At 45.3% G+C, this 19,291-nt stretch carries 20 protein-coding genes; 6 read left to right on the plus strand and 14 right to left on the minus strand.

Annotated features, from left to right (window positions below; all coding sequences use genetic code 11):
• Positions 1–5 precede the first annotated feature (5 nt).
• The 7 genes from VXQ11_RS01815 to VXQ11_RS01845 form a co-directional block, all read right to left on the minus strand.
• Positions 6–644, minus strand: a complete 639-nt coding sequence (locus VXQ11_RS01815; protein WP_416705270.1) for a CoA transferase subunit B — start codon at positions 642–644, stop codon at positions 6–8.
• A 2-nt stretch (positions 645–646) separates the two neighbouring features.
• On the minus strand, positions 647–1,351 hold the full coding sequence (locus VXQ11_RS01820; protein WP_064095834.1) for a CoA transferase subunit A: 705 nt from the start codon (positions 1,349–1,351) through the stop codon (positions 647–649).
• A gap of 93 nt (positions 1,352–1,444) precedes the next feature.
• Entirely contained in the window at positions 1,445–2,347 is a 903-nt protein-coding gene (locus VXQ11_RS01825) for a hydroxymethylglutaryl-CoA lyase (protein ID WP_416705271.1), read from the minus strand.
• Positions 2,344–4,338, minus strand: coding sequence for an acetyl/propionyl/methylcrotonyl-CoA carboxylase subunit alpha (locus tag VXQ11_RS01830; protein WP_416705272.1), 1,995 nt, complete (start codon positions 4,336–4,338; stop codon positions 2,344–2,346). The genes VXQ11_RS01825 and VXQ11_RS01830 overlap by 4 nt, the downstream gene beginning before the upstream one ends.
• Positions 4,339–4,357: 19 nt before the next feature.
• Positions 4,358–5,152 carry an enoyl-CoA hydratase/isomerase family protein gene (locus VXQ11_RS01835; RefSeq protein WP_191730698.1) on the minus strand — a complete coding sequence of 265 codons (795 nt, stop codon included), beginning with the start codon at positions 5,150–5,152 and terminating at the stop codon, positions 4,358–4,360.
• Between the two features lie 12 nt (positions 5,153–5,164).
• A complete protein-coding gene (locus VXQ11_RS01840) occupies positions 5,165–6,766 on the minus strand; it encodes a carboxyl transferase domain-containing protein (protein ID WP_278356979.1) in 1,602 nt (533 codons plus the stop codon).
• Positions 6,767–6,801: 35 nt separating this feature from the next.
• Entirely contained in the window at positions 6,802–7,974 is a 1,173-nt protein-coding gene (locus VXQ11_RS01845) for an isovaleryl-CoA dehydrogenase (RefSeq protein ID WP_064101772.1), read from the minus strand.
• Between the two features lie 147 nt (positions 7,975–8,121).
• Between VXQ11_RS01845 and VXQ11_RS01850 the strand changes: the two genes are divergently transcribed.
• The 5 genes from VXQ11_RS01850 (at position 8,122) to VXQ11_RS01870 (ending at position 13,167) form a co-directional block, all read left to right on the plus strand.
• Positions 8,122–8,757, plus strand: coding sequence for a TetR/AcrR family transcriptional regulator (locus VXQ11_RS01850; protein WP_064095839.1), 636 nt, complete (start codon positions 8,122–8,124; stop codon positions 8,755–8,757).
• A 97-nt stretch (positions 8,758–8,854) separates the two neighbouring features.
• Complete coding sequence (locus VXQ11_RS01855; protein ID WP_416705273.1) at positions 8,855–10,543, plus strand: AMP-binding protein; 1,689 nt, start codon at positions 8,855–8,857, stop codon at positions 10,541–10,543.
• 242 nt (positions 10,544–10,785) lie between these two features.
• The gene (locus tag VXQ11_RS01860) at positions 10,786–11,454 is read left to right on the plus strand and encodes a class I SAM-dependent methyltransferase (protein ID WP_416681834.1); all 669 of its coding nucleotides are present in this window, start codon (positions 10,786–10,788) and stop codon (positions 11,452–11,454) included.
• Positions 11,455–11,516: 62 nt separating this feature from the next.
• Positions 11,517–12,314, plus strand: coding sequence for a thioesterase family protein (locus VXQ11_RS01865; RefSeq protein ID WP_416681835.1), 798 nt, complete (start codon positions 11,517–11,519; stop codon positions 12,312–12,314).
• Between the two features lie 82 nt (positions 12,315–12,396).
• Positions 12,397–13,167, plus strand: a complete 771-nt coding sequence (locus VXQ11_RS01870; RefSeq protein WP_416705274.1) for a Rossmann-like and DUF2520 domain-containing protein — start codon at positions 12,397–12,399, stop codon at positions 13,165–13,167.
• 98 nt (positions 13,168–13,265) lie between these two features.
• On the opposite strand, the gene trmB is transcribed toward VXQ11_RS01870, so the two are convergent.
• Both trmB and VXQ11_RS01880 read right to left on the minus strand, forming a co-directional pair.
• Positions 13,266–13,982 carry a tRNA (guanosine(46)-N7)-methyltransferase TrmB gene (trmB, locus tag VXQ11_RS01875; RefSeq protein WP_064095843.1) on the minus strand — a complete coding sequence of 239 codons (717 nt, stop codon included), beginning with the start codon at positions 13,980–13,982 and terminating at the stop codon, positions 13,266–13,268.
• 151 nt (positions 13,983–14,133) lie between these two features.
• Positions 14,134–15,579 (minus strand): SulP family inorganic anion transporter, encoded by a 1,446-nt coding sequence (locus VXQ11_RS01880; RefSeq protein ID WP_416681837.1) that lies wholly within the window; start codon positions 15,577–15,579, stop codon positions 14,134–14,136.
• Positions 15,580–15,796: 217 nt separating this feature from the next.
• Here VXQ11_RS01880 and VXQ11_RS01885 point away from each other — a divergent pair, with 217 nt between their 5' ends.
• Entirely contained in the window at positions 15,797–16,408 is a 612-nt protein-coding gene (locus tag VXQ11_RS01885; RefSeq protein ID WP_416705275.1) for a glutathione binding-like protein, read from the plus strand.
• A 55-nt stretch (positions 16,409–16,463) separates the two neighbouring features.
• Here VXQ11_RS01885 and VXQ11_RS01890 read toward each other — a convergent pair whose 3' ends face one another.
• From VXQ11_RS01890 to VXQ11_RS01910, 5 genes are all read right to left on the minus strand, one after another.
• Positions 16,464–17,246, minus strand: a complete 783-nt coding sequence (locus VXQ11_RS01890; RefSeq protein WP_064095846.1) for a thiazole synthase — start codon at positions 17,244–17,246, stop codon at positions 16,464–16,466.
• A gap of 14 nt (positions 17,247–17,260) precedes the next feature.
• Positions 17,261–17,458: a sulfur carrier protein ThiS gene (thiS, locus tag VXQ11_RS01895; protein ID WP_064095847.1), complete on the minus strand. Its 198-nt coding sequence runs from the start codon at positions 17,456–17,458 to the stop codon at positions 17,261–17,263.
• 35 nt (positions 17,459–17,493) lie between these two features.
• Positions 17,494–17,859 carry a DUF423 domain-containing protein gene (locus VXQ11_RS01900; protein WP_064095848.1) on the minus strand — a complete coding sequence of 122 codons (366 nt, stop codon included), beginning with the start codon at positions 17,857–17,859 and terminating at the stop codon, positions 17,494–17,496.
• 119 nt (positions 17,860–17,978) lie between these two features.
• Complete coding sequence (rpoH, locus tag VXQ11_RS01905) at positions 17,979–18,848, minus strand: RNA polymerase sigma factor RpoH (protein ID WP_064095849.1); 870 nt, start codon at positions 18,846–18,848, stop codon at positions 17,979–17,981.
• 137 nt (positions 18,849–18,985) lie between these two features.
• Positions 18,986–19,219 carry a sulfurtransferase TusA family protein gene (locus tag VXQ11_RS01910; RefSeq protein ID WP_064095850.1) on the minus strand — a complete coding sequence of 78 codons (234 nt, stop codon included), beginning with the start codon at positions 19,217–19,219 and terminating at the stop codon, positions 18,986–18,988.
• Positions 19,220–19,291: the final 72 nt, after the last annotated feature.

The raw sequence follows: 19,291 nt of genomic DNA on the forward strand, positions 1-19,291 counted from the left end.
CTAGATCAGGCAGCGTTACGTAGTAGCGCTACCCCAGTGACTTTTTGAATCTCTTCAAAACTTACCTCTGGTGCCAGTTCAACCAGTCGAATTCCATCAGGAGTAACATCCAGTACACCGAGGTCGGTAATAATCCGGTTCACCACAGCTTGGCCGGTAAGGGGCAGGCTACATTGCGGTACAATCTTCGGTGTACCATCTTTGGCGCAGTGTTCCATCAAGACCACGACCTTTTGTACACCCGCGACCAGATCCATGGCACCACCCATGCCTTTGACCTTTTTGCCCGGAATCATCCAGTTGGCCAGATCACCAGTTTCAGACACTTCCATTGCACCCAGAATGGCGATATTGACATGACCGCCACGGATCATGGCAAAGGAATCGGCACTTGAGAAAAATGAAGCACCTTTACGCGCTGTGACCGTCTGTTTACCGGCATTGATCAGGTCGGCATCGACTGTCTCCTCGGTTGGAAATTCGCCAATCCCCAGCAAACCATTTTCCGACTGCAGCCAGACATTGATATTTTCCGGAATATAATTCGCGACTAGCGTCGGCAGGCCAATTCCTAAATTGACATAGAAACCATCTTCAAGCTCTTGTGCTGCGCGCTGCGCCATTTGATTACGTGTCCAAGCCATGATCAAGCCTCCGCCTTTAAAGTCATCTGTTCAATGCGTTTTTCCGGTTGGGTATTCAGTACAATCCGGTTCACATAAATGCCGGGTAGATGGATTTCATCCGGCTCCAGCACGCCAATTTCGACAATTTCTTCAACTTCAGCAATGGTGACTTTACCCGCCATGGCACAGACCGGATTAAAGTTTTGGGCGGTTTTACGGAAAATCAGGTTGCCAGCTTTATCTGCCTTATAGGCTTTGACTAGCGCCACATCGGCAGTTAAAGATTCTTCCAGAATGTAAGACTTGCCATTAAATTCACGGACATCCTTACCTTCAGCGATCACGGTTCCGACACCCGTCGCCGTATAAAAAGCCGGAATACCGGCACCGCCAGCACGTAATTTTTCTGCCAGTGTACCCTGTGGGGTCAGTTCAACTTCCAGTTCGCCATTTAAATATTGACGTTCAAACTCTTTATTTTCACCGACATAAGATGAAATCATTTTTTTAATCTGTTTGGTTTCCAGCAGAAGTCCGAGACCGAAGCCGTCTACGCCGGCATTGTTGGAAATACAGGTGAGTTGTTTAGCACCTGTTTCTTTTAAAGCTACGATCAAAGCTTCTGGAATACCGCATAAACCAAAACCACCAACGGCCAGGGTATGACCATCTTGCACCACATCCTTTAAGGCGGATTGAGCGCTGTCATAAACCTTGTTTGACATCTTGTCACCTCTATTATTGTTGTAGCAGACTTCAATCTGCTGCTTATATCCTTATGGTTTGCTTAAGATCATTTTGCTCAAGCAAGCTTATTTTCAAGCACAGGCTTTTTGCCAATAGGCATTGGCATAATTGGATGGATTATTGCGCTGCAAGACTTCACTGATATTACGGCTGGCCTGCATCAGGGCGTCTAGCTGAATACCGGTTTCAAAGCCCATATTCGAGAGCAGGTAATACAGGTCCTCAGTTGAAACATTGCCTGAAGCGCCTTTGGCATAAGGGCAGCCACCTAAGCCTGCAATGGATGAATCAAATACGCGAATGCCTTGTAATAGCGACTGGTAGATATTGGCGATGGCCATGCCATAAGTATTATGGAAATGTCCCGCCAGAACTTTAGTATCAAGTTCAGCCAGACAAGCCTCCCAGACATTTTTCACCCGATCCGGTGTTGCTGTACCAATGGTTTCACCCAATGACACTTCGTAGCAGCCCATCTCCAGCAAACGCTGGGTGACTTTGACCACCTGTTTCGGATCAATGGCACCTTCATAAGGACAGTCCACCATGCAGGAGACATAGCCGCGCACCTTAATGTCATTGGCTTTGGCGGCTGCCATGACATCGGCAAACTTCTCGAAGCTTTCATCAATCGAGCAATTGATGTTTTTGCGGGTAAAGCTTTCAGAAGCAGCGGTAAATACCGCTACTTCCTTGCAATCCACAACCAGTGCCGATTCAAAACCTTTCAGATTTGGGGTCAGCAGACTGAACTGAATATTTGGATCTTGAGGTAGGCTGGCAAAGAGCACATCACTGTCTGCCATTTGCGGTACCCATTTGGCTGAAACGCAGGAACCAACTTCGATGGACTGCAGACCGGTTTTCATCAGGTCCACAATCAGGTTTTTCCGGTCATCCAATGTCAAAGGTGTTTTTTCATTTTGCAGGCCATCGCGTGGCCCGACTTCTACGATTTTGACAAAATCCGTCATGCCACTTCCTCCGCCAGTGGCTGGAATTCGACCAGTTCATCACCAGCTTTAACCTGATCACCCTTCTGGAAATATGAACTTGCGATGATGCCGTCATGCGGTGCACGAATTGAATATTCGATCTTCATGGCTTCCAGCGTCATCAGCACATCATCTTTTTTGACTTTGTCATTGGCTGCCACGAGCACCTGGGTAATGACACCTGGCATTGGCGCGATCAGATTATTTTCCGTGCCTTGTTCATCCTGATTATTAAAATCAGACTTCAGGTAATTGAACTTATAGCTTTGACCATTCTGGAACAGGGTAATGCCTTGCTCAGTCTGGCTAAAAGCCAGTTTTTGCTGTTTACCCGCCAGTTGCAACGCTAAAGTATGGGCATCGACGAGCTGACCTTGAATCTCAATCTGCTGACCGTTATAGCTGGCAACAAAACCTTGCTCTTGGGCAGTAAACTGAATTTTCAGGTTAATGCCATTGCGTTGTAATTGCACTGTATGGCTATTTTTCTGGTTCAGGCGCCAGAATGCTTTTTGCTGCCACACCGGATTGCTTGGAACGGGGTTCTGTGCCTGACGTGACAGTAGCTCAATCAGTGCAGCACTAATCACCAGTTCGGCACTGATATCCGCAGAAGGTTTGAGCAGAAATTCTTCTTCACGCTGAATCAGGCCAGTATCTAAATGTGCATTTTTAAAAGATTCGCACAGCACCAGGCGATCTAGAAAAGCAATATTGTTACCCAGACCATCGACATGGAACTGACCCAGCGCATGGTGCATCTGGGTTAGGGCTGCTTCACGGTTTTTGCCCCAGACAATCAGTTTGGCAATCATCGGATCATAATAGGTGCTGATTTCATCACCTTCGACAATACCGCTATCGACACGGACACAGTCACTTTGCTCTGGATAATGCAGGTAGCTGATCTGACCAATCGCAGGAATAAAGCCTTTTTCCGGTTCTTCGGCATAGACACGAGCTTCGAGTGCATGTCCATGAATCTGCAATTCATGCTGCTGTTTCGGTAAAGGTTCACCAAAGGCCACGCGCAGTTGCCATTCCACCAGATCCTGTCCGGTAATCATTTCCGTCACTGGATGTTCAACCTGAAGACGGGTGTTCATTTCCATGAAGTAAGCTGTGCCGTCTTGCTCCACGATAAACTCGACTGTACCGGCACCGACATAATTTACTGCACGCGCAGCATCGATTGCCGCCTGACGCATCGCCTCCAGTTTGTCTTCCGGCATTTTCGGTGCAGGCGCTTCTTCCAGCACTTTCTGGTGGCGACGTTGTACCGAACAATCACGCTCAAACAGATGTACATAGTTGCCGTGAGTATCACCAAACACCTGAACTTCAATATGACGTGGTTGAATCACATAACGTTCAATCAGTACATCTTCATTACCAAAACTAGAGCGTGCTTCACTCTTACATGAAGCAAGCGAGCTAAGAAAATCTTCGCTGCGTTCCACTAGACGCATGCCTTTACCACCACCGCCAGCACTGGCCTTGATCAGCACCGGATAGCCAATACTGTCGGCCTGTTGTTTCAGGAAGTCGGCATCCTGATTGGTACCATGATAACCGGGGGTTAAAGGCACACCGGCTTTTTCCATCAGGGCTTTAGATGTGGCTTTCAGACCCATTGCCAGAATGGCATCGACTGGTGGGCCAATAAACACAATATTGTTGTCCTGACAGGCCAGGGCGAATTGGTCATTTTCAGACAAGAAACCATAACCTGGGTGAATTGCCTGAGCGCCTGTGGTTTTTGCTGCCTGAATAATACGGTCAATCTGTAAATAACTCTGTGCTGCTGGCGACTCACCAATATAGATCGCTTCATCTGCCAGTTTGACGTGTTGTGATTGTGCATCGGCATCGGAGTAGACGGCAACGGTGGCAATACCTAATTTCTTCGCTGTACGAATCACACGGCAGGCAATTTCACCACGGTTGGCAATTAAAATCTTTTCAAACATTGTAGGATCCTTCTTGTTGTTATGCCGTGGTCTTGATCCAGGCCGGGCTTTGTTTGTTCAAAAATGCATTCAGTCCATTTTTAGCCTCATCTCCCTGGCGAATATGGGCAATATGCTGTGCTGTTTTAAGCAGTAAATCTTCGGTCAAAACCTGTTGGTCAACCAGTTGAATCAACTGTTTGGATGCGCTCTGTGCAGTAGGACCACCCAGTAAAAGTGCTTCCACAATTTCATCAATTTTGCTGTCGAGCTGTTCCGGTGGAGTGACTTCATGCGCAAGACCAATGCTTTTGGCCTGTTCAGCAGTAATCCGCTCGGCGGTCAGGAAATAACGTGAGGCCTGACGAGCCCCAATCGCACGAATTACATAAGGGCTGATGGTCGAAGGTGCCAGACCTAAACGTACTTCCGACGTCGCAAACTTGGCATCGGTACTGGCCACGCAAATATCACAGGCCGAAGCCAGCCCCATGCCACCACCAAAAGCAATACCATGTACCCGGGCAATGGTCGGCTGTTTCAAGGTCGCCAGACTTTGCAGCATTTTCGCTAACTTCAAGGCGTCGGCTTCATTGTCTGCTTGAGAAGCCTGACCGGCCTGTTTCATCCAGTTCAGGTCAGCACCGGCCGAGAAGCTTTTGCCACGACCCGCCAGAATCACTACACGCACATCATCACGGCTGTTTAAAGACTGGAAGCAGGCATGCAGTTCTTGAATGACTTGAGTATTAAAGGCATTGTGCAGTTCGGCACGGTTAATCCAGACTGTCGCGACCTGATTCTGCTGTTCGAGCTGTAAAAATTGATAATCCATTTTTGATACCTCTTACATGCGGAACACGCCGAATTTGGTTGGTTGGATTGGCGCATTTAGGGCTGCAGCCAGACTCAAGGCTAGTACTTCACGCGATTGTGCTGGATCAATCACACCGTCATCCCATAACCGCGAAGACGCATAATAAGGATGGCCTTGGCGTTCGTATTGATCACGGATTGGCTGTTTAAACTGGTCTTCTTCTTCTGCTGACCAGCTGCCACCTTTCTGTTCAATCTGGTCACGTTTTAAGGTCGACAAGACGCTAGATGCCTGTTCACCACCCATCACCGAAATACGCGAGTTTGGCCAGGTCCACATAAAGCGCGGCGAGTAGGCGCGGCCACACATACCGTAGTTGCCAGCACCAAAAGAACCGCCAATCACTAGAGTCAGTTTCGGAACATTGGCATTGGCGACGGCCATCACCAGCTTGGCACCATTTTTGGCAATGCCTTCATTTTCATACTGGCGACCGACCATAAAGCCGGTAATATTTTGCAGGAAAATCAGTGGAATATTGCGCTGGGTACACAGTTCAATAAAATGTGCGCCTTTTTGGGCAGACTCGGAAAATAAAATCCCGTTATTGGCAATAATCCCGACCGGCATGCCATAGAGCTTGGCAAAACCGGTCACCAGAGTAGTGCCGAAACGTGCTTTGAATTCATCAAAACGTGAGCCATCGACAATACGCGCTATCACTTCACGGATATCAAAAGGCTTGCGCGCGTCACTCGGCACAATGCCGTACAGTTCCGAACTGTCAAACAGCGGCGCTTCGATTTCATCTGTGGTCTTGTTTGGCTTTTTGTTCAGGTTGGCCACGATGTTGCGGGCAATCGCAAGCGCATGTTCATCATTTTCTGCCAGATGATCAGCCACGCCAGACAAACGGGTATGCACATCACCACCACCGAGATCCTCACTGGACACCACTTCACCAGTAGCTGCCTTAACCAGAGGAGGGCCGCCGAGGAAGATCGTGCCCTGATTGCGGACAATAATGGTTTCATCTGACATGGCAGGAACATAAGCACCGCCTGCAGTACAGCTACCCATCACCACTGCAATCTGGGCGATACCTTGGCTTGACATACGTGCCTGATTGTAGAAAATACGGCCGAAGTGATCGCGGTCTGGAAATACTTCATCCTGTAAAGGTAAGTATGCACCGCCTGAATCCACCAGATAAATACAGGTCAGATGGTTCTGTTCGGCAATTTCCTGGGCACGTAAATGCTTTTTCACTGTTAATGGATAATAAGTACCGCCTTTCACCGTAGCATCATTGGCGATGATCATGCAGGTCACACCGTTGACCTGACCAACACCAGCGACCACACCTGCGGCAGGAACATCATCCTGATACACCTGATAGGCAGCCAGTTGACCAATTTCCAGAAAAGCGGTTCCTGGATCAATCAGGTGATTAATCCGTTCACGTGGTAACAGCTTGCCGCGATCTAAATGTTTTTGGCGGGCAGTTTCGCCGCCACCCAAAGCAATTTTTTCAACTTTCTGTTTTAGGTCATCCACCAGTTGCAGCATGGCAGTCTGGTTGGTTTTAAACTCTTCACTACGTATATTGATTTTGCTCGATAACTGATTCATGACGAACATCCTTGTTTTATTCTAAGTGTTAAGATTTAGGCTGTTTCGTTGAAAAGTTCACGGCCAATCAGCATGCGGCGGATTTCTGAAGTACCGGCGCCAATTTCATACAGTTTGGCATCGCGCCATAAACGGCCTGCAGCAAACTCGTTGATATAACCGTTACCACCTAAAGTCTGAATGGTTTCACCCGCCATCCAGGTCGCTTTTTCAGCAGCATATAAAATGGCACTGGCAGCATCTTTACGCAGGCTACGGCTATGTTCGGCCTTGTCACATTCGGCGCCGACCGCATAAACCAGTGCCTTACATGCCAGCCAGGTCGAATACATGTCGGCAATTTTGCCCTGCATTAACTGGAATTCACCCAGTGCCTGACCAAACTGTTTACGGTCATGAATATACGGAATCACGGTGTCCATGCAGGCATCCATAATCCCCAGCGGGCCAGCACTCAATACGGCACGCTCGTAATCCAGCCCGCTCATCAAGACTTTGGTGCCATTGCCGACGCCGCCCATGACGTTTTCTTTCGGAACTTCAACATTGTCAAAAAATAGAGGATAAGTATTGGAACCGCGCATACCCAGTTTGTCCAAATGCGTGCCGTGGCTGAAACCTGACATATTTTTCTCTACCAGAAAGGCAGTCATGCCTTTGGCACCGGCCTGCAAATCAGTTTTTGCATAGACCACCAGGACATCGGCATCGCCACCATTGGTGATCCACATTTTTGAACCATTCAGCAGGTAGTGATCGCCTTTGTCTTCCGCTTTGAGCTTCATGCTCACCACATCCGAGCCTGCATTCGGTTCAGACATTGCCAAGGCACCGACATATTCACCTGAAATCAGTTTAGGCAGATAACGCTGTTTCTGTTCTTCCGTACCATTTCGCTTAATTTGGTTCACACATAGGTTAGAATGTGCGCCATAGGACAAACCAATGGATGCTGAAGCACGGGAAATTTCCTGCATGGCAATGATATGGGCCAGATAACCGAAATTTGAACCGCCATATTCCTCACTGACCGTTAAACCGAGCAGGCCCATCTCGCCAAATTTTTTCCAGAGTTGAGCCGGAAACTCATTGTCACGGTCGACCTGTTGGGCAATCGGGGCAATTTCCTTGGCGCAAAATGCGGCCACTGAATCACGAAGCGCAATCAGAGTTTCATCTAAACCGAAATCCAAGCTTTGTAAATTCATTCTTCATCCATCCTGAGGTTATATTTGTTGTGTCCAAAAAAGCATTTTTGTTGTGCTTGAGGTTTAACATACAACGAAAAAATAAAAAAGTGAATCTATATTCACAAAATGATTTACAATTCATTTTATCTTGTTGAGATTAATTTTATGAGTTATAAAAGATCATCATTGATGCAGGAACGGATGGAACAAAATCGTCTGTCGATTTTGCAATCTGCTCGTGAACTGATTACTGAAGGGGGCTTTAAAGAGGCGTCGATACAGGCGATTGCAGAACGCGCAGGCGTATCTACAGGGCTGGTCTATCGGTATTTCGAGAATAAAAGCCAGATTTTAATTGAGGTTTTGTCGGCGGCAATTCAGCATGAAGTCGGAATTTTAGTCCATATTGCTGAATCGGATTTATCGGCAAGACTGAAATTGCAAAAATCTGTTACAACTTTTGTGAAGCGTGCCATGAATAGCCCTCAATTGGCATATTCACTGATGTTCGAGCCGGTTGATCCGGAAATGGAACATGAGCGTTTTCGCAGTAAGCAGCTGCTCAAGCAGAGCATTAAGGAGATTCTGGCCGAAGGAAAGGTCAATGGAGAATTCGAATTTGAAGATTTGAATACCGCAGCACTAGGTGTGGTTGGCGCCATGACCTTTGTGGTAATCGAACCTTTGAATCCGTCCCGCAATGTGATGTTTGATCAGAAATATAAGGATCACTTTGTCAAACAGATTGCCGATTTTTGTGTTAACGCAGTACGTCGACAGGAGGGAAATCCAGCAGCATAAGCACACAAAAACAGGCACACAGACAAGGTCGTCGTGGTCATAAAACAATTAGTAAAGTTGAAAATCAGAATTACAAAGAATCAAGGAGATCGATTCAATGACACAAGTACGGTTAAGCTATGCCTATGGAACCAGCAGCCAGCCTTTATTGGGCATGACGATTGGTGAAAAATTTGATCAGGCTTGTGAGCAGTATGCACAAAGTGATGCAGTGGTTAGTCTGCACCAGAACATACGTCTCAGTTACCGGCAGCTACAGGAACAGGTCAATGCCTTTGCTTGTCAGCTGCTGAAACTGGGTATGCAAAAAGGAGATCGTCTGGCGATCTGGTCGCCGAACTGTGTGGAATGGACCATTACCCAGTTTGCAGCCTTCAAGGCAGGTATTATTCTGGTTAACCTGAATCCCGCTTATAAAAGCAATGAACTGGAATATGTGCTGAACAAGGTGTCCTGTAAGGGACTGGTCATTGCATCGCAGTTTAAAACCACGGACTATCAGGAAATCCTGACCAAAATTGCGCCTGAATTAAAACAGGCTGAAAATAAATTACTGAATGCAGAGCGTCTCCCACATTTAAAGCATGTCATTAAAATTGATGAGCAGCAGCATACTGGCATTCATCGTTTTCAGGATTTAATGCCTACACCAAGTGCTCAAGAGCTGGAACAGCTGCAACAGATCTCCACTGATTTGCAGTTCGATGAAACCATTAATATCCAGTTTACGTCAGGCACTACAGGGAATCCTAAGGGTACAATGCTGACCCATAACAATATTTTAAATAATGGTTACTTTGTCGGTGAGGCGATTCACTTAACTCCAGAAGACCGTGTCTGTATTTCTGTTCCGCTATTTCACTGCTTTGGCATGGTAATGGGCAATCTGGCCTGTATTACCCATGGTTCAGCCATGATTTATCCGTCTGCCGTATTTAATCCGCTGGAAACTCTAAAAGCCATTCAGCAGGAAAAATGTACGGCAGCTTATGGCGTACCGACCATGTTTATTGCTGTGCTGGAACATGAGCAGTTTGACGAGTTTGATCTATCCAGCCTACGTACCGGTATTATGGCGGGTAGCCCATGTCCGCAGGAAATTATGCAGCGTGTAATTGAACGCATGCATATGTCCGAAATTACCATTTGTTATGGCATGACTGAAACAGCACCAGTAAGTGCACAAAGTTCTACAGAAGACAGTGTTGAACGTCGTGTCAGTACAGTTGGCCGTGTCCATCCACATCTGGAAGTGAAAATTGTCGATGAAAATGGTAAGGTGGTGCCGCGCGGTCAATTGGGTGAACTGTGTGTGCGTGGTTATTCCGTGATGCTCGGTTATTGGGAAGATCAGGACAAGACTCAGGAAGTGATTGATGCAGCACGCTGGATGCATACCGGTGATATTGCTGAAATGGATGATGAAGGTTTTGTCAAAATCAAGGGTCGTATCAAGGATGTGGTCATTCGTGGCGGTGAAAACCTGTTCCCGAAAGAAATTGAAGATTTCCTTTACACCCATCCAGCGGTGTCAGATGTGCAGGTGATTGGCGTGCCAGACCATAAATATGGTGAAGAGCTTTGTGCCTGCATTATCCTGCATGAAAATGACCCATGTACCGAAGAAGCCATCCGTCAATATTGTGCTGAGCATATTTCTCACAATAAAGTGCCACGTTATGTGCGTTTTTTCCATGAATTCCCGATGACAGCTTCAGGTAAGGCACAGAAGTTCAAGTTGCGTGAATTTATGCGTGAAGAATTAAATTTAAAAGAGATTGCTTAAATTAATTAAAGCTAAGTTTAAATGGTAATTGATCAAATGACCTGGCGGCATGGATGCCGCCGTTTCATTGTATGGCAAGGATGCCATATCAATGAAACAGAGGGGTTTGGTTACTTTGCCCAGTCAAAGTAACGAAGAACCTGCACAATGGAAGAAGAATCCATCTTGCAAATTGAGGTCATGTATTTAGCAATTTCTTTAAATAGATAAAAATCTATTTCTATATAAATCAGAGTAAACAGATGGCAAAAAACTTTCACAGTGAAGTCGTGGTCGCCAGTTATGACGATCACATCCGTAAACTGATTCCCGGTTATGAACTGGTGCATCAGCAGATTGAAGCAATTCTCAGCATTGAACTCCCGGAAACCGCCCATATTTTGGTAGTGGGTTGCGGGACGGGTTATGAACTGTCCTATTTATTGCAGCGTTATCCAGACTGGATCTTTACTGCAATTGATCCATCAGCAGCCATGCTGGAACAGGCTAGTAAAAATCTGAATTCCATAGATCAACAAAGGGTACAACTTATCCAAAGCACAATCCAAGATTTGAATCAGCCAGATACGTTTGATGCTGCGTTGGCCATTCTGGTGGCACATTTCATTCCAAATTCCGAAAAAAACGGATTTTTTCAGGCTATCCATCAGTGTCTTAAAACCAATGGTCTTGCATTGACCTATGATCTGATGCAACCCGAAGATCAGCAAGACATCAAAATTATGCAGAAGCTGGCACAACAGACAGGGTTAAGCGTGGTGCAAAGTAACAAGATGATTGAACGCTTGGAGCAGGATTTTCACTTGTTATCTGCGCAAAATTTTACAGCACTTTTAACCAAAGTCGGATTTAAACAGTGCAAAATTTATTGTCAAATCATGAATTATCATGGCTTTTTGCTCAGAAAATAAAGATTAAAGAACTTTTTGTAAACTCTAAAGTTTAAGTGAATATTCAGGGAAGTATTAAAACAATGTCGGCATATTACAGTTTTATTCAGCGCGAACAGCATGCAGATGGCAGTACTACGGCTTATTACCGTTCTAATATTCATGCACAAGGTGCATGGAATCCGCATGAGCAGCACATGGCGCCAGCCACCGGTATTCTATGCGTCGAACTGGAACAGTTTCAGCCACGTGAAGACATGCGCATCGGTCGGGTCGGCCTGGATATTTTTGGCCTGATTGCCTTTGGTGAATTTTCAATTACTACGCGTATGATCCGTCCAGGTAAAACCATCGAACTGGTTGAAGCTGAAATGTGTGCCAATGGTAAAACCTGTATCGTGGCACGTGCCTGGAGAATGCTAACTTCAGATACCAAGGCCATTGCCGGAGTGGAAGACTTTCCGATTGAAAGTCCAGAATATTTACCGGTTTGGGAGGGTATGCGTTGCTGGCCGGGCGGTTATATCCAGAGTATTGAAACCCGTGCGCATGCTGACCATTGTGCAGGCAAGGGCATTGTTTGGCTGAGAAATTCGCTGGACATGGTAGAAGGCCAACCGACGACAGACTTTAGCCGTTTACTTGGTATGGTCGATACGGCCAATGGCATCGTGCCACGTCAGGACCCGAATTCCGGTTGGGGATTTCCGAATCTGGACCTGCAGATTCATATGCACCGTCTGCCGCAGGGTAAATGGCTGGGGCTGGAAGTGGTGCAGCAATATGGTGAAGATGGTATTGGTTTAACCAGCGGGATTCTGCATGATGTTCATGGACCTTTTGGTCGAAGTGAACAGATTCTGACCCTGCGAAAGCTCTAAAGTCTATTCGAAACATCAAGGCCAATTGCCTCAATCTTTATTTATTGGCATGCTGTGCGCAATGAGTCAGGAATAGCACAAGATGCGGATCAGTATGATTGGGGCAGGGCGAGTGGCATATCATCTTGCCCTTGTATTGTCAGCACAACATGAAATTGTACAGATCTACAGCCGGACTCTGGATAAAGCACAGCAACTGGCTGATCAATTTAAAGCGCAAGCCATCGCTCAACCTGAAAATCTGAATCACGATATAGACTTGATGATCATTGCCGTGAGTGATCAATCAATTGCTGAGGTCATCAGACAAGTCTATTTTTACTTGCAAGATGTGCTGATTGTCCATACTTCAGGCAGTTCTCACCTGAATGTTCTAGCAGATGTACATGCAAAGTCTGGCGTCTTTTATCCATTGCAAACCTTTAGTCTGGAACGTGAAATTGACTGGGAAAATACGCCTTTATTTATTGAAGCGTCTGAGCCAGAAGATCAAGAAATCTTAACTCATTTAGCAAATAGCCTAAGCAATCGTGTTTATACTTATAGTTCTAGTCAACGTCTCAGTTTGCATCTTGCAGCGGTATTTGCCTGTAATTTTGCCAATTATTGTTATGACATGGCCAAGCAGGTGGTTGATGTACAACAGGTCGATTTCAGTTTGCTGTATCCCTTGATGCTGGAAACCGCCAGTAAAGCCACTCAGAATGATCCTAAACAAATGCAGACTGGTCCAGCGATGCGTGGTGATCAGAATATCTTGAATATGCATCAGCAGATGTTGGCCAATATGCAACGAGAAGATTTGCAAAATGTCTATCAGCTGTTGAGCCAGCAGATACTCAGGCGTCATTAGGAATGAAGAATCTGATGATTTATCTGCGGAGCAGGGTTCAAAGCCAAATTTTTCCCATAAAAAAGCGCTGATTAATCAGCGCTTTTTTGAATCTTGGATTAAGAAATTTTCTTGAAGATAAAATCATTAATCTTGTGACCGGCTTCAATGCCGCGACGTTCAAACTTGGTTTGTGGACGCCATTCCGGACGAGGGTAGCTGTTGCCTTTGCCCGCCAGATTTTCCAGTCGTGGACGTTCTTCCAATACTTCAATCATCCATTCAGCATACGGCTCCCAGTCCGTTGCAGCATGGAAAGTTCCGCCAAGCTCCAGCTTTTGCTCCACCAGTGGCATACGCTCATGTGAAACAAAGCGGCGTTTAAAATGACGCTTTTTCTGCCATGGATCAGGGAAGTATAACTGAACTGCATTAATACTATTATCTGGCATTTCACGTAATACCTGAATTGCATCAGCATCTAGCACACGTAAATTAGTCAAGCCTTCAACACCTGCTTCATACACGCACTGGGCAATACCCGGTACATGGACTTCAATTCCGACAAAGTTTCGCTCAGGATTGGCTTTGGCCATCAATACCAGTGAACGGCCCATACCAAAACCGATTTCTACAGTCAAAGGACGTTGAGGATGTTCAAAGTGCTGACGCAAATCACCGACTGGATATTCCAAAATTAAGTGACCATATTGTTCAAGCGCAGTACGTTGGGAGGTGTTTAGCGGCATTGAGCGGCGCATAAACGTCACGATTTCACGGTGCTCGCTTAAGTTTTCCAGCTCCACGACTTGCTGGTCTAATTGATCGTTCGACATAACTTTGGCAAATCTAAAAATTCAGAATGCGGTATTTTAAGTCCTGAGCCGAGCAAGTCAAACTTTTCTCGGTATTTCTCCATAAAAATCGGCAAGATCTTCCAGATAAAGTAAAAGAGCCAATCGAGGCTCTTTTATTAATCATCGTTCATCAGCTACTAAAACGGTCAATCAGTGTACTGCTGGCTTCATTTAAACCGATTACCCTTACATCTATACCTTGGGCTTTAAACTTCTGAATCACGTTATTCAGCATATTGACCGAAGTCACGTCCCAGACATGCGCATGGGTCAGATCCAGTTCCACATGCTCAAGCTTTTCTTTAAAATCAAAGAACTGATAGAATTTTTCTGTACTGCTAAAGAAAATTTGTCCAGAAATAACATAGCTACGTGAATTGGCTGCATTTAAATGCGTATAGACATGTACGGTTCTTTCCAGTTTATTAATAAAGAACAGGGCAGAGAGCAATACGCCGACAAATACACCAAGCGCCAGATTATGAGTGGCAAGCACGACAATAATCACGGCAATCATCACGGTATTGAATTCTAGCGGATGTTTGCTGAATTGCTTGATTGCTCCCCATTGAAAGGTGGTAAATGCCACCATAATCATGATCGCAACCAGTGCTGCCATTGGGATATAAGCCAGCCAGTCTTTCAAAAAAACCACGAGACAGAGCAGAAACACACCAGCGACCAGAGTCGATAAACGGGTACGTGCCCCTGAAGACACATTGATAATTGACTGGCCGATCATGGCACACCCGGCCATCCCACCCATAAAGCCGCTGACAATATTGGCCATACCCTGACCACGACATTCTTGATGACGGTCACCTTCAGTTCTGGTCACTTCATCAATGACCGTAGTGGTCATCATGCTTTCCAGCAAACCGACAGTTGCCAAGGTAAAGGAATAAGGCAGGATAATTTGCAAGGTTTCCAGATTGAGTGGAATTTCTGGAATCAGGAATACCGGCAAGGTATCCGGGAATTGTCCCAGATCACTCACGGTACGCATATCTGCACCCAACAACAGCGCCAGCCCACTTAAGACGATAATACAGATCAAAGGTGAGGGAATGGCTTTACCAATTTTAGGGAGATAAGGAAACAGATAAATAATTGCCAGACCAATCGCAATAAACAGATAACCGGTGCTCTCCATCTGCTTAATTTCCGGGATTTGTGCCACAAATATCAGGATCGCCAAGGCATTCAAAAATCCGTATACCACCGCCTGCGATACAAAACGCATTAATTTAGCGACTTTAAAATAACCGGCAATGACCTGAATGATGCCGGTCAGAATTGTGGCAGCCAGCAGATATTGCAGACCATGTTCTTTTACCAAGGTAATCATCAAAAGCGCCATTGCGCCTGTAGCTGCGGAAATCATGGCAGGACGGCCGCCAAAAAAAGCAATGGATACCGCTATACAGAAAGAGGCATATAAACCGACTTGCGGATCGACACCGGCAATGGCAGAGAAGGCGATTGATTCAGGAATCAGAGCAAGTCCCACCACCAGACCTGCCAGTACATCTGTGCGGATATTGGAAAACCATTCTTCTTTTTTCAGGCTAATCACGGAATATCATCTATATTTTGAAAACCTGTGTATGTTAAACAGATAGAGATAAAAATCTACACAAGATTGACTTGCAAAAGCCCGGAATATCCTGAATATTGAATGAGTAACTGTCCTCAAATGACAGTTAGGCTTTTTTGCAATTTACAGGTTTGATCACTTGAAAGTTTGTTAGAAGCGATTTAAAACATTGAGAAGTGTATAACAAGGATCAGAAATGAAGCTTTACTATTCGCCAGGGGCATGCTCACTGGCAGCTCATATTATTTTAAATGAAATTAATGTCGATTTTGATTTGGAACGTGTTGATTTAAAAACACATAAAACAGAAAAAGGTACGGATTATTACGAAGTTAATCCTAAAGGTTATGTACCAGCGTTAGAAATTAACCCTGGTCTGATCCTGACAGAAAATGTTGCAATTCTACCGTTTCTTGCTCAACACGATCCAAAACAAGATCTGATTCCACCATCGGGCATGGGACGTGCCAAAGTGCTGGAATGGTTAGGTTATCTGAATTCGGAATTGCATGATGCCTATGCGGTGTTCTTTGGTGACAAGTTATCTGAGGATGAAAAGAAAAAAGCCTATGCAGAAATTGACCGTCTATTGAGTTATATCGATAAAACCATTGGTGAATCAGACAACGATTATCTGGTCGATGATAACTTTGGTCCTGCGGATGCTTATCTGTTTGTCTTGACCAACTGGTCGAACCAGATTGAGCATGATCTGAGTCCATATAAAAATATTATTCATATCCGTAATAAAGTGGCTGAACGCCAGTCTGTACAGATTGCCATGCGTGATGAAGGTCTGATTCCTTAATTACTGGAAAAAAATAAAGGACTCAATCGAGTCCTTTATTTTTGTTTATGAAAATTTATTTAAAGAAATAGCCGGTTTCCGGCGAGCTGGCATTGGCCATACGTTTACGTGGCATACGGCCTGCAAGAAAAGCTTCTCGGCCTGCTTCAACGGCTTTTTTCATCGCAGATGCCATCAATACCGGATTTTGTGCAGCTGCAATCGCTGTATTCATGAGTACACCATCACAACCCAGTTCCATTGCAATCGCGGCATCACTTGCTGTACCGACACCGGCATCGACCAGAACCGGCACTTTGGCATTTTCCTTGATGATTGACAGGGTGTGTGGATTTAGAATACCAAGACCTGAACCAATCAGGCTACCCAGTGGCATAATCGCGACACAGCCCATGCTTTCTAGCTCTTGCGCCACGATCGGATCATCCGAGGTATAAACCATGATCTCAAAACCATCGTCAATCAAGGTGCGAGCAGCTTTTAGTGTTTCGGTCACGTTTGGATAAAGTGTTTTTTCATCACCCAATACTTCCAGTTTGACCAGATTATGGCCATCGAGCAGCTCACGCGCCAGCATACAGGTGCGGACGGCACTATTGGCATCGAAGCAACCTGCAGTATTCGGCAAAATGGTATATTTTTCCGGAGAAATCACTGATAGCAGATTCGGCTGGTCAGGATCTTGGCCAATATTGACCCGGCGAATAGCGACAGTGACAATCTCTGCACCACTGGTTTCAATGGCCTGCTGGGTTTCATTTAAATCTTTGTATTTGCCTGTGCCTACCAAAAGGCGTGACTGGAATTGGCGTGAACCAATCTGTAATAAATCTTGCATAATTGTCCCGAGTATTAGCCGCCACCGACTGCGTGAATAATTTCGATTTTGTCTGTATCGCAAATCGGCGTATCGCCCAATCTGCTTTTAGGAATAATCATTTCGTTGATTTCAACTGCAAAACGCTTACCCTCAAGCGCCATACTCTGAATCAGTTCCAGCAGATTCTTGCAGTGAGTTTCCTGTTGTTCGCCATTGATGTAAATCACCATTCTAGCAACCCTCCATGATTAAGTGTTGTTCAGATTTATCTGGCGTATTTTAAAGCATTCCAGGCCAGAATTAACCATCCGGCAATCATTAAAGCACCGCCAATAGGTGTAATCACCCCTAAACCGCGGGGTAATCCTAAGGCCATGATATACAGTGAGCCAGAAAACAGTAAAATACCAACCTGAATCAGTCCGAAGCTCCACTGAATCGGTAGTGCAGGAATGACTTTCGCGAGCAGAGAAAGAATCAGTAGTCCTAAGGCATGATAGAAAAAATAATCTGTTGCCGTTTGCCACCAGCCGAGCTGTACCTCAGTTGCACGTGCTTTTAAACCATGTGCACCAAAAGCACCGAGCATGACTGCCAGGGCCAGATTGAGTGCTGAAATCGCAATCCACATTTGAATTGATCTTCCTGATAAAGTTTGCACTTAACCTTAGCATAAATTCAAAATGCGGACATAAAAAAGCCTTCCTGAAGGAAGGCTTTTTAAAAATAAATCAGTAACAGAATTTGGTGTTAATTGGATGACATTGCTACTTTAATTTTTTCCATGGCATTTTTTTCCAGCTGACGAATACGTTCCGCAGAAACATTATATTCGGCTGCAAGCTCATGCAGGGTCGATTTCTCGTCGTCTAACCAACGGCGTTGCAGAATATTCCGTGAACGGTCATCCAGCTGGTCCATGGCTTCGTGCAGGGCAGAAGTACTTTGTTCTTCATAGTCTTCATTTTCAATCAGACGAGCCGGATCATAGCGGTTGTCTTCAAGATACAACGCTGGTGCTACATGGGTGGAACCTTCATCGTCGTCATCACTTGATGCATCAAAAGCAGCATCATATGCTGTCAGACGGCCTTCCATTTCCAGTACTTGTTCTGGAGTAACATTTAAGTCATTCGCAATTGACTGGGCTTCTTCGAGCGTCAACTTTTTCGATGATTTTTTCAGGCTACGCAGATTAAAAAACAGTTTGCGCTGTGCTTTAGTAGTGGCGATTTTTACAATACGCCAGTTACGGATCACGTATTCATGAATTTCTGCCTTGATCCAGTGCACGGCAAATGATACTAGACGTACGCCCATATTCGGGTCAAAACGTTTCACAGCTTTCATTAGACCCAGGTTACCTTCCTGGATCAGGTCGCCTTGTGGCAAACCGTAACCTGCGTAACTACGTGCGATATGCACCACAAAACGCAAGTGCGACATGACCAGCATTTTCGCTGCGTCTAAATCTTGGTCATAGTAATAGCGTTCAGCCAACTCTTTTTCTTGTTCGGCTGTTAAAATCGGAATCTGATTGACAGTGCTGATATAAGCACCGAGGTTGACACCTGGCGCCGATAATGACAGGGGCATCAACTGATTGCGGCTGTCACTCATGTGTTCTCCTTGAAGTGCGGGGATAACCCTAAACTAGGTTTTATCTTAATCCAATCTCTCCTCAAATAATGGATATTTGGGTAGAGAAATGTAAATAAGTATACAGAAGCAGAGACCAACAGTTTAATTGAAAATTTTTAAGATTCAATCAAGTAGTGAAACTCTGTATCAGAAATTTTTTTGAATTCAAGCTTGAGCTGATGCAACTGGCAATAACGGCTGATATCAATCTGACTATGCGGATCAGATGATTTGAGCAGGAATGTTGTATGCTTTCCAGCCTTTAATGCCCGCTTTAACATTAATAATGGCATCGGGCACGGTTTTCCCATGGCATCTATAAGGTTGAAATGCGCTGAATCTTCAAACATTAGGGTTTTATTTCGTCAACAGAAAAGGCTATAAATAGTAGCAAATTTGATGCCAGAACCAAACTAATTAAA

This window comes from Acinetobacter sp. 197 (assembly GCF_048148385.1).
Lineage (GTDB): Bacteria > Pseudomonadota > Gammaproteobacteria > Pseudomonadales > Moraxellaceae > Acinetobacter > Acinetobacter pecorum.

What these genes read in the sequence shown, in the direction of transcription:
- VXQ11_RS01825 (WP_416705271.1), bottom strand. Translation starts at nt 2,347, where the DNA reads ATGACGGATTTTGTCAAAATCGTAGAAGTCGGGCCACGCGATGGCCTG.
- VXQ11_RS01910 (WP_064095850.1), bottom strand. Translation starts at nt 19,219, where the DNA reads ATGTTTGAAGATTCAGCGCATTTCAACCTTATAGATGCCATGGGAAAA.
- rpoH (WP_064095849.1), bottom strand. Translation starts at nt 18,848, where the DNA reads ATGAGTGACAGCCGCAATCAGTTGATGCCCCTGTCATTATCGGCGCCA.
- VXQ11_RS01840 (WP_278356979.1), bottom strand. Translation starts at nt 6,766, where the DNA reads ATGAATCAGTTATCGAGCAAAATCAATATACGTAGTGAAGAGTTTAAA.
- VXQ11_RS01885 (WP_416705275.1), top strand. Translation starts at nt 15,797, where the DNA reads ATGAAGCTTTACTATTCGCCAGGGGCATGCTCACTGGCAGCTCATATT.
- VXQ11_RS01865 (WP_416681835.1), top strand. Translation starts at nt 11,517, where the DNA reads ATGTCGGCATATTACAGTTTTATTCAGCGCGAACAGCATGCAGATGGC.
- trmB (WP_064095843.1), bottom strand. Translation starts at nt 13,982, where the DNA reads ATGTCGAACGATCAATTAGACCAGCAAGTCGTGGAGCTGGAAAACTTA.
- VXQ11_RS01870 (WP_416705274.1), top strand. Translation starts at nt 12,397, where the DNA reads ATGCGGATCAGTATGATTGGGGCAGGGCGAGTGGCATATCATCTTGCC.
- VXQ11_RS01855 (WP_416705273.1), top strand. Translation starts at nt 8,855, where the DNA reads ATGACACAAGTACGGTTAAGCTATGCCTATGGAACCAGCAGCCAGCCT.
- VXQ11_RS01820 (WP_064095834.1), bottom strand. Translation starts at nt 1,351, where the DNA reads ATGTCAAACAAGGTTTATGACAGCGCTCAATCCGCCTTAAAGGATGTG.
- VXQ11_RS01900 (WP_064095848.1), bottom strand. Translation starts at nt 17,859, where the DNA reads ATGTGGATTGCGATTTCAGCACTCAATCTGGCCCTGGCAGTCATGCTC.
- VXQ11_RS01830 (WP_416705272.1), bottom strand. Translation starts at nt 4,338, where the DNA reads ATGTTTGAAAAGATTTTAATTGCCAACCGTGGTGAAATTGCCTGCCGT.
- VXQ11_RS01835 (WP_191730698.1), bottom strand. Translation starts at nt 5,152, where the DNA reads ATGGATTATCAATTTTTACAGCTCGAACAGCAGAATCAGGTCGCGACA.
- VXQ11_RS01850 (WP_064095839.1), top strand. Translation starts at nt 8,122, where the DNA reads ATGAGTTATAAAAGATCATCATTGATGCAGGAACGGATGGAACAAAAT.
- VXQ11_RS01860 (WP_416681834.1), top strand. Translation starts at nt 10,786, where the DNA reads ATGGCAAAAAACTTTCACAGTGAAGTCGTGGTCGCCAGTTATGACGAT.
- VXQ11_RS01815 (WP_416705270.1), bottom strand. Translation starts at nt 644, where the DNA reads ATGGCTTGGACACGTAATCAAATGGCGCAGCGCGCAGCACAAGAGCTT.
- VXQ11_RS01845 (WP_064101772.1), bottom strand. Translation starts at nt 7,974, where the DNA reads ATGAATTTACAAAGCTTGGATTTCGGTTTAGATGAAACTCTGATTGCG.
- VXQ11_RS01890 (WP_064095846.1), bottom strand. Translation starts at nt 17,246, where the DNA reads ATGCAAGATTTATTACAGATTGGTTCACGCCAATTCCAGTCACGCCTT.
- thiS (WP_064095847.1), bottom strand. Translation starts at nt 17,458, where the DNA reads ATGGTGATTTACATCAATGGCGAACAACAGGAAACTCACTGCAAGAAT.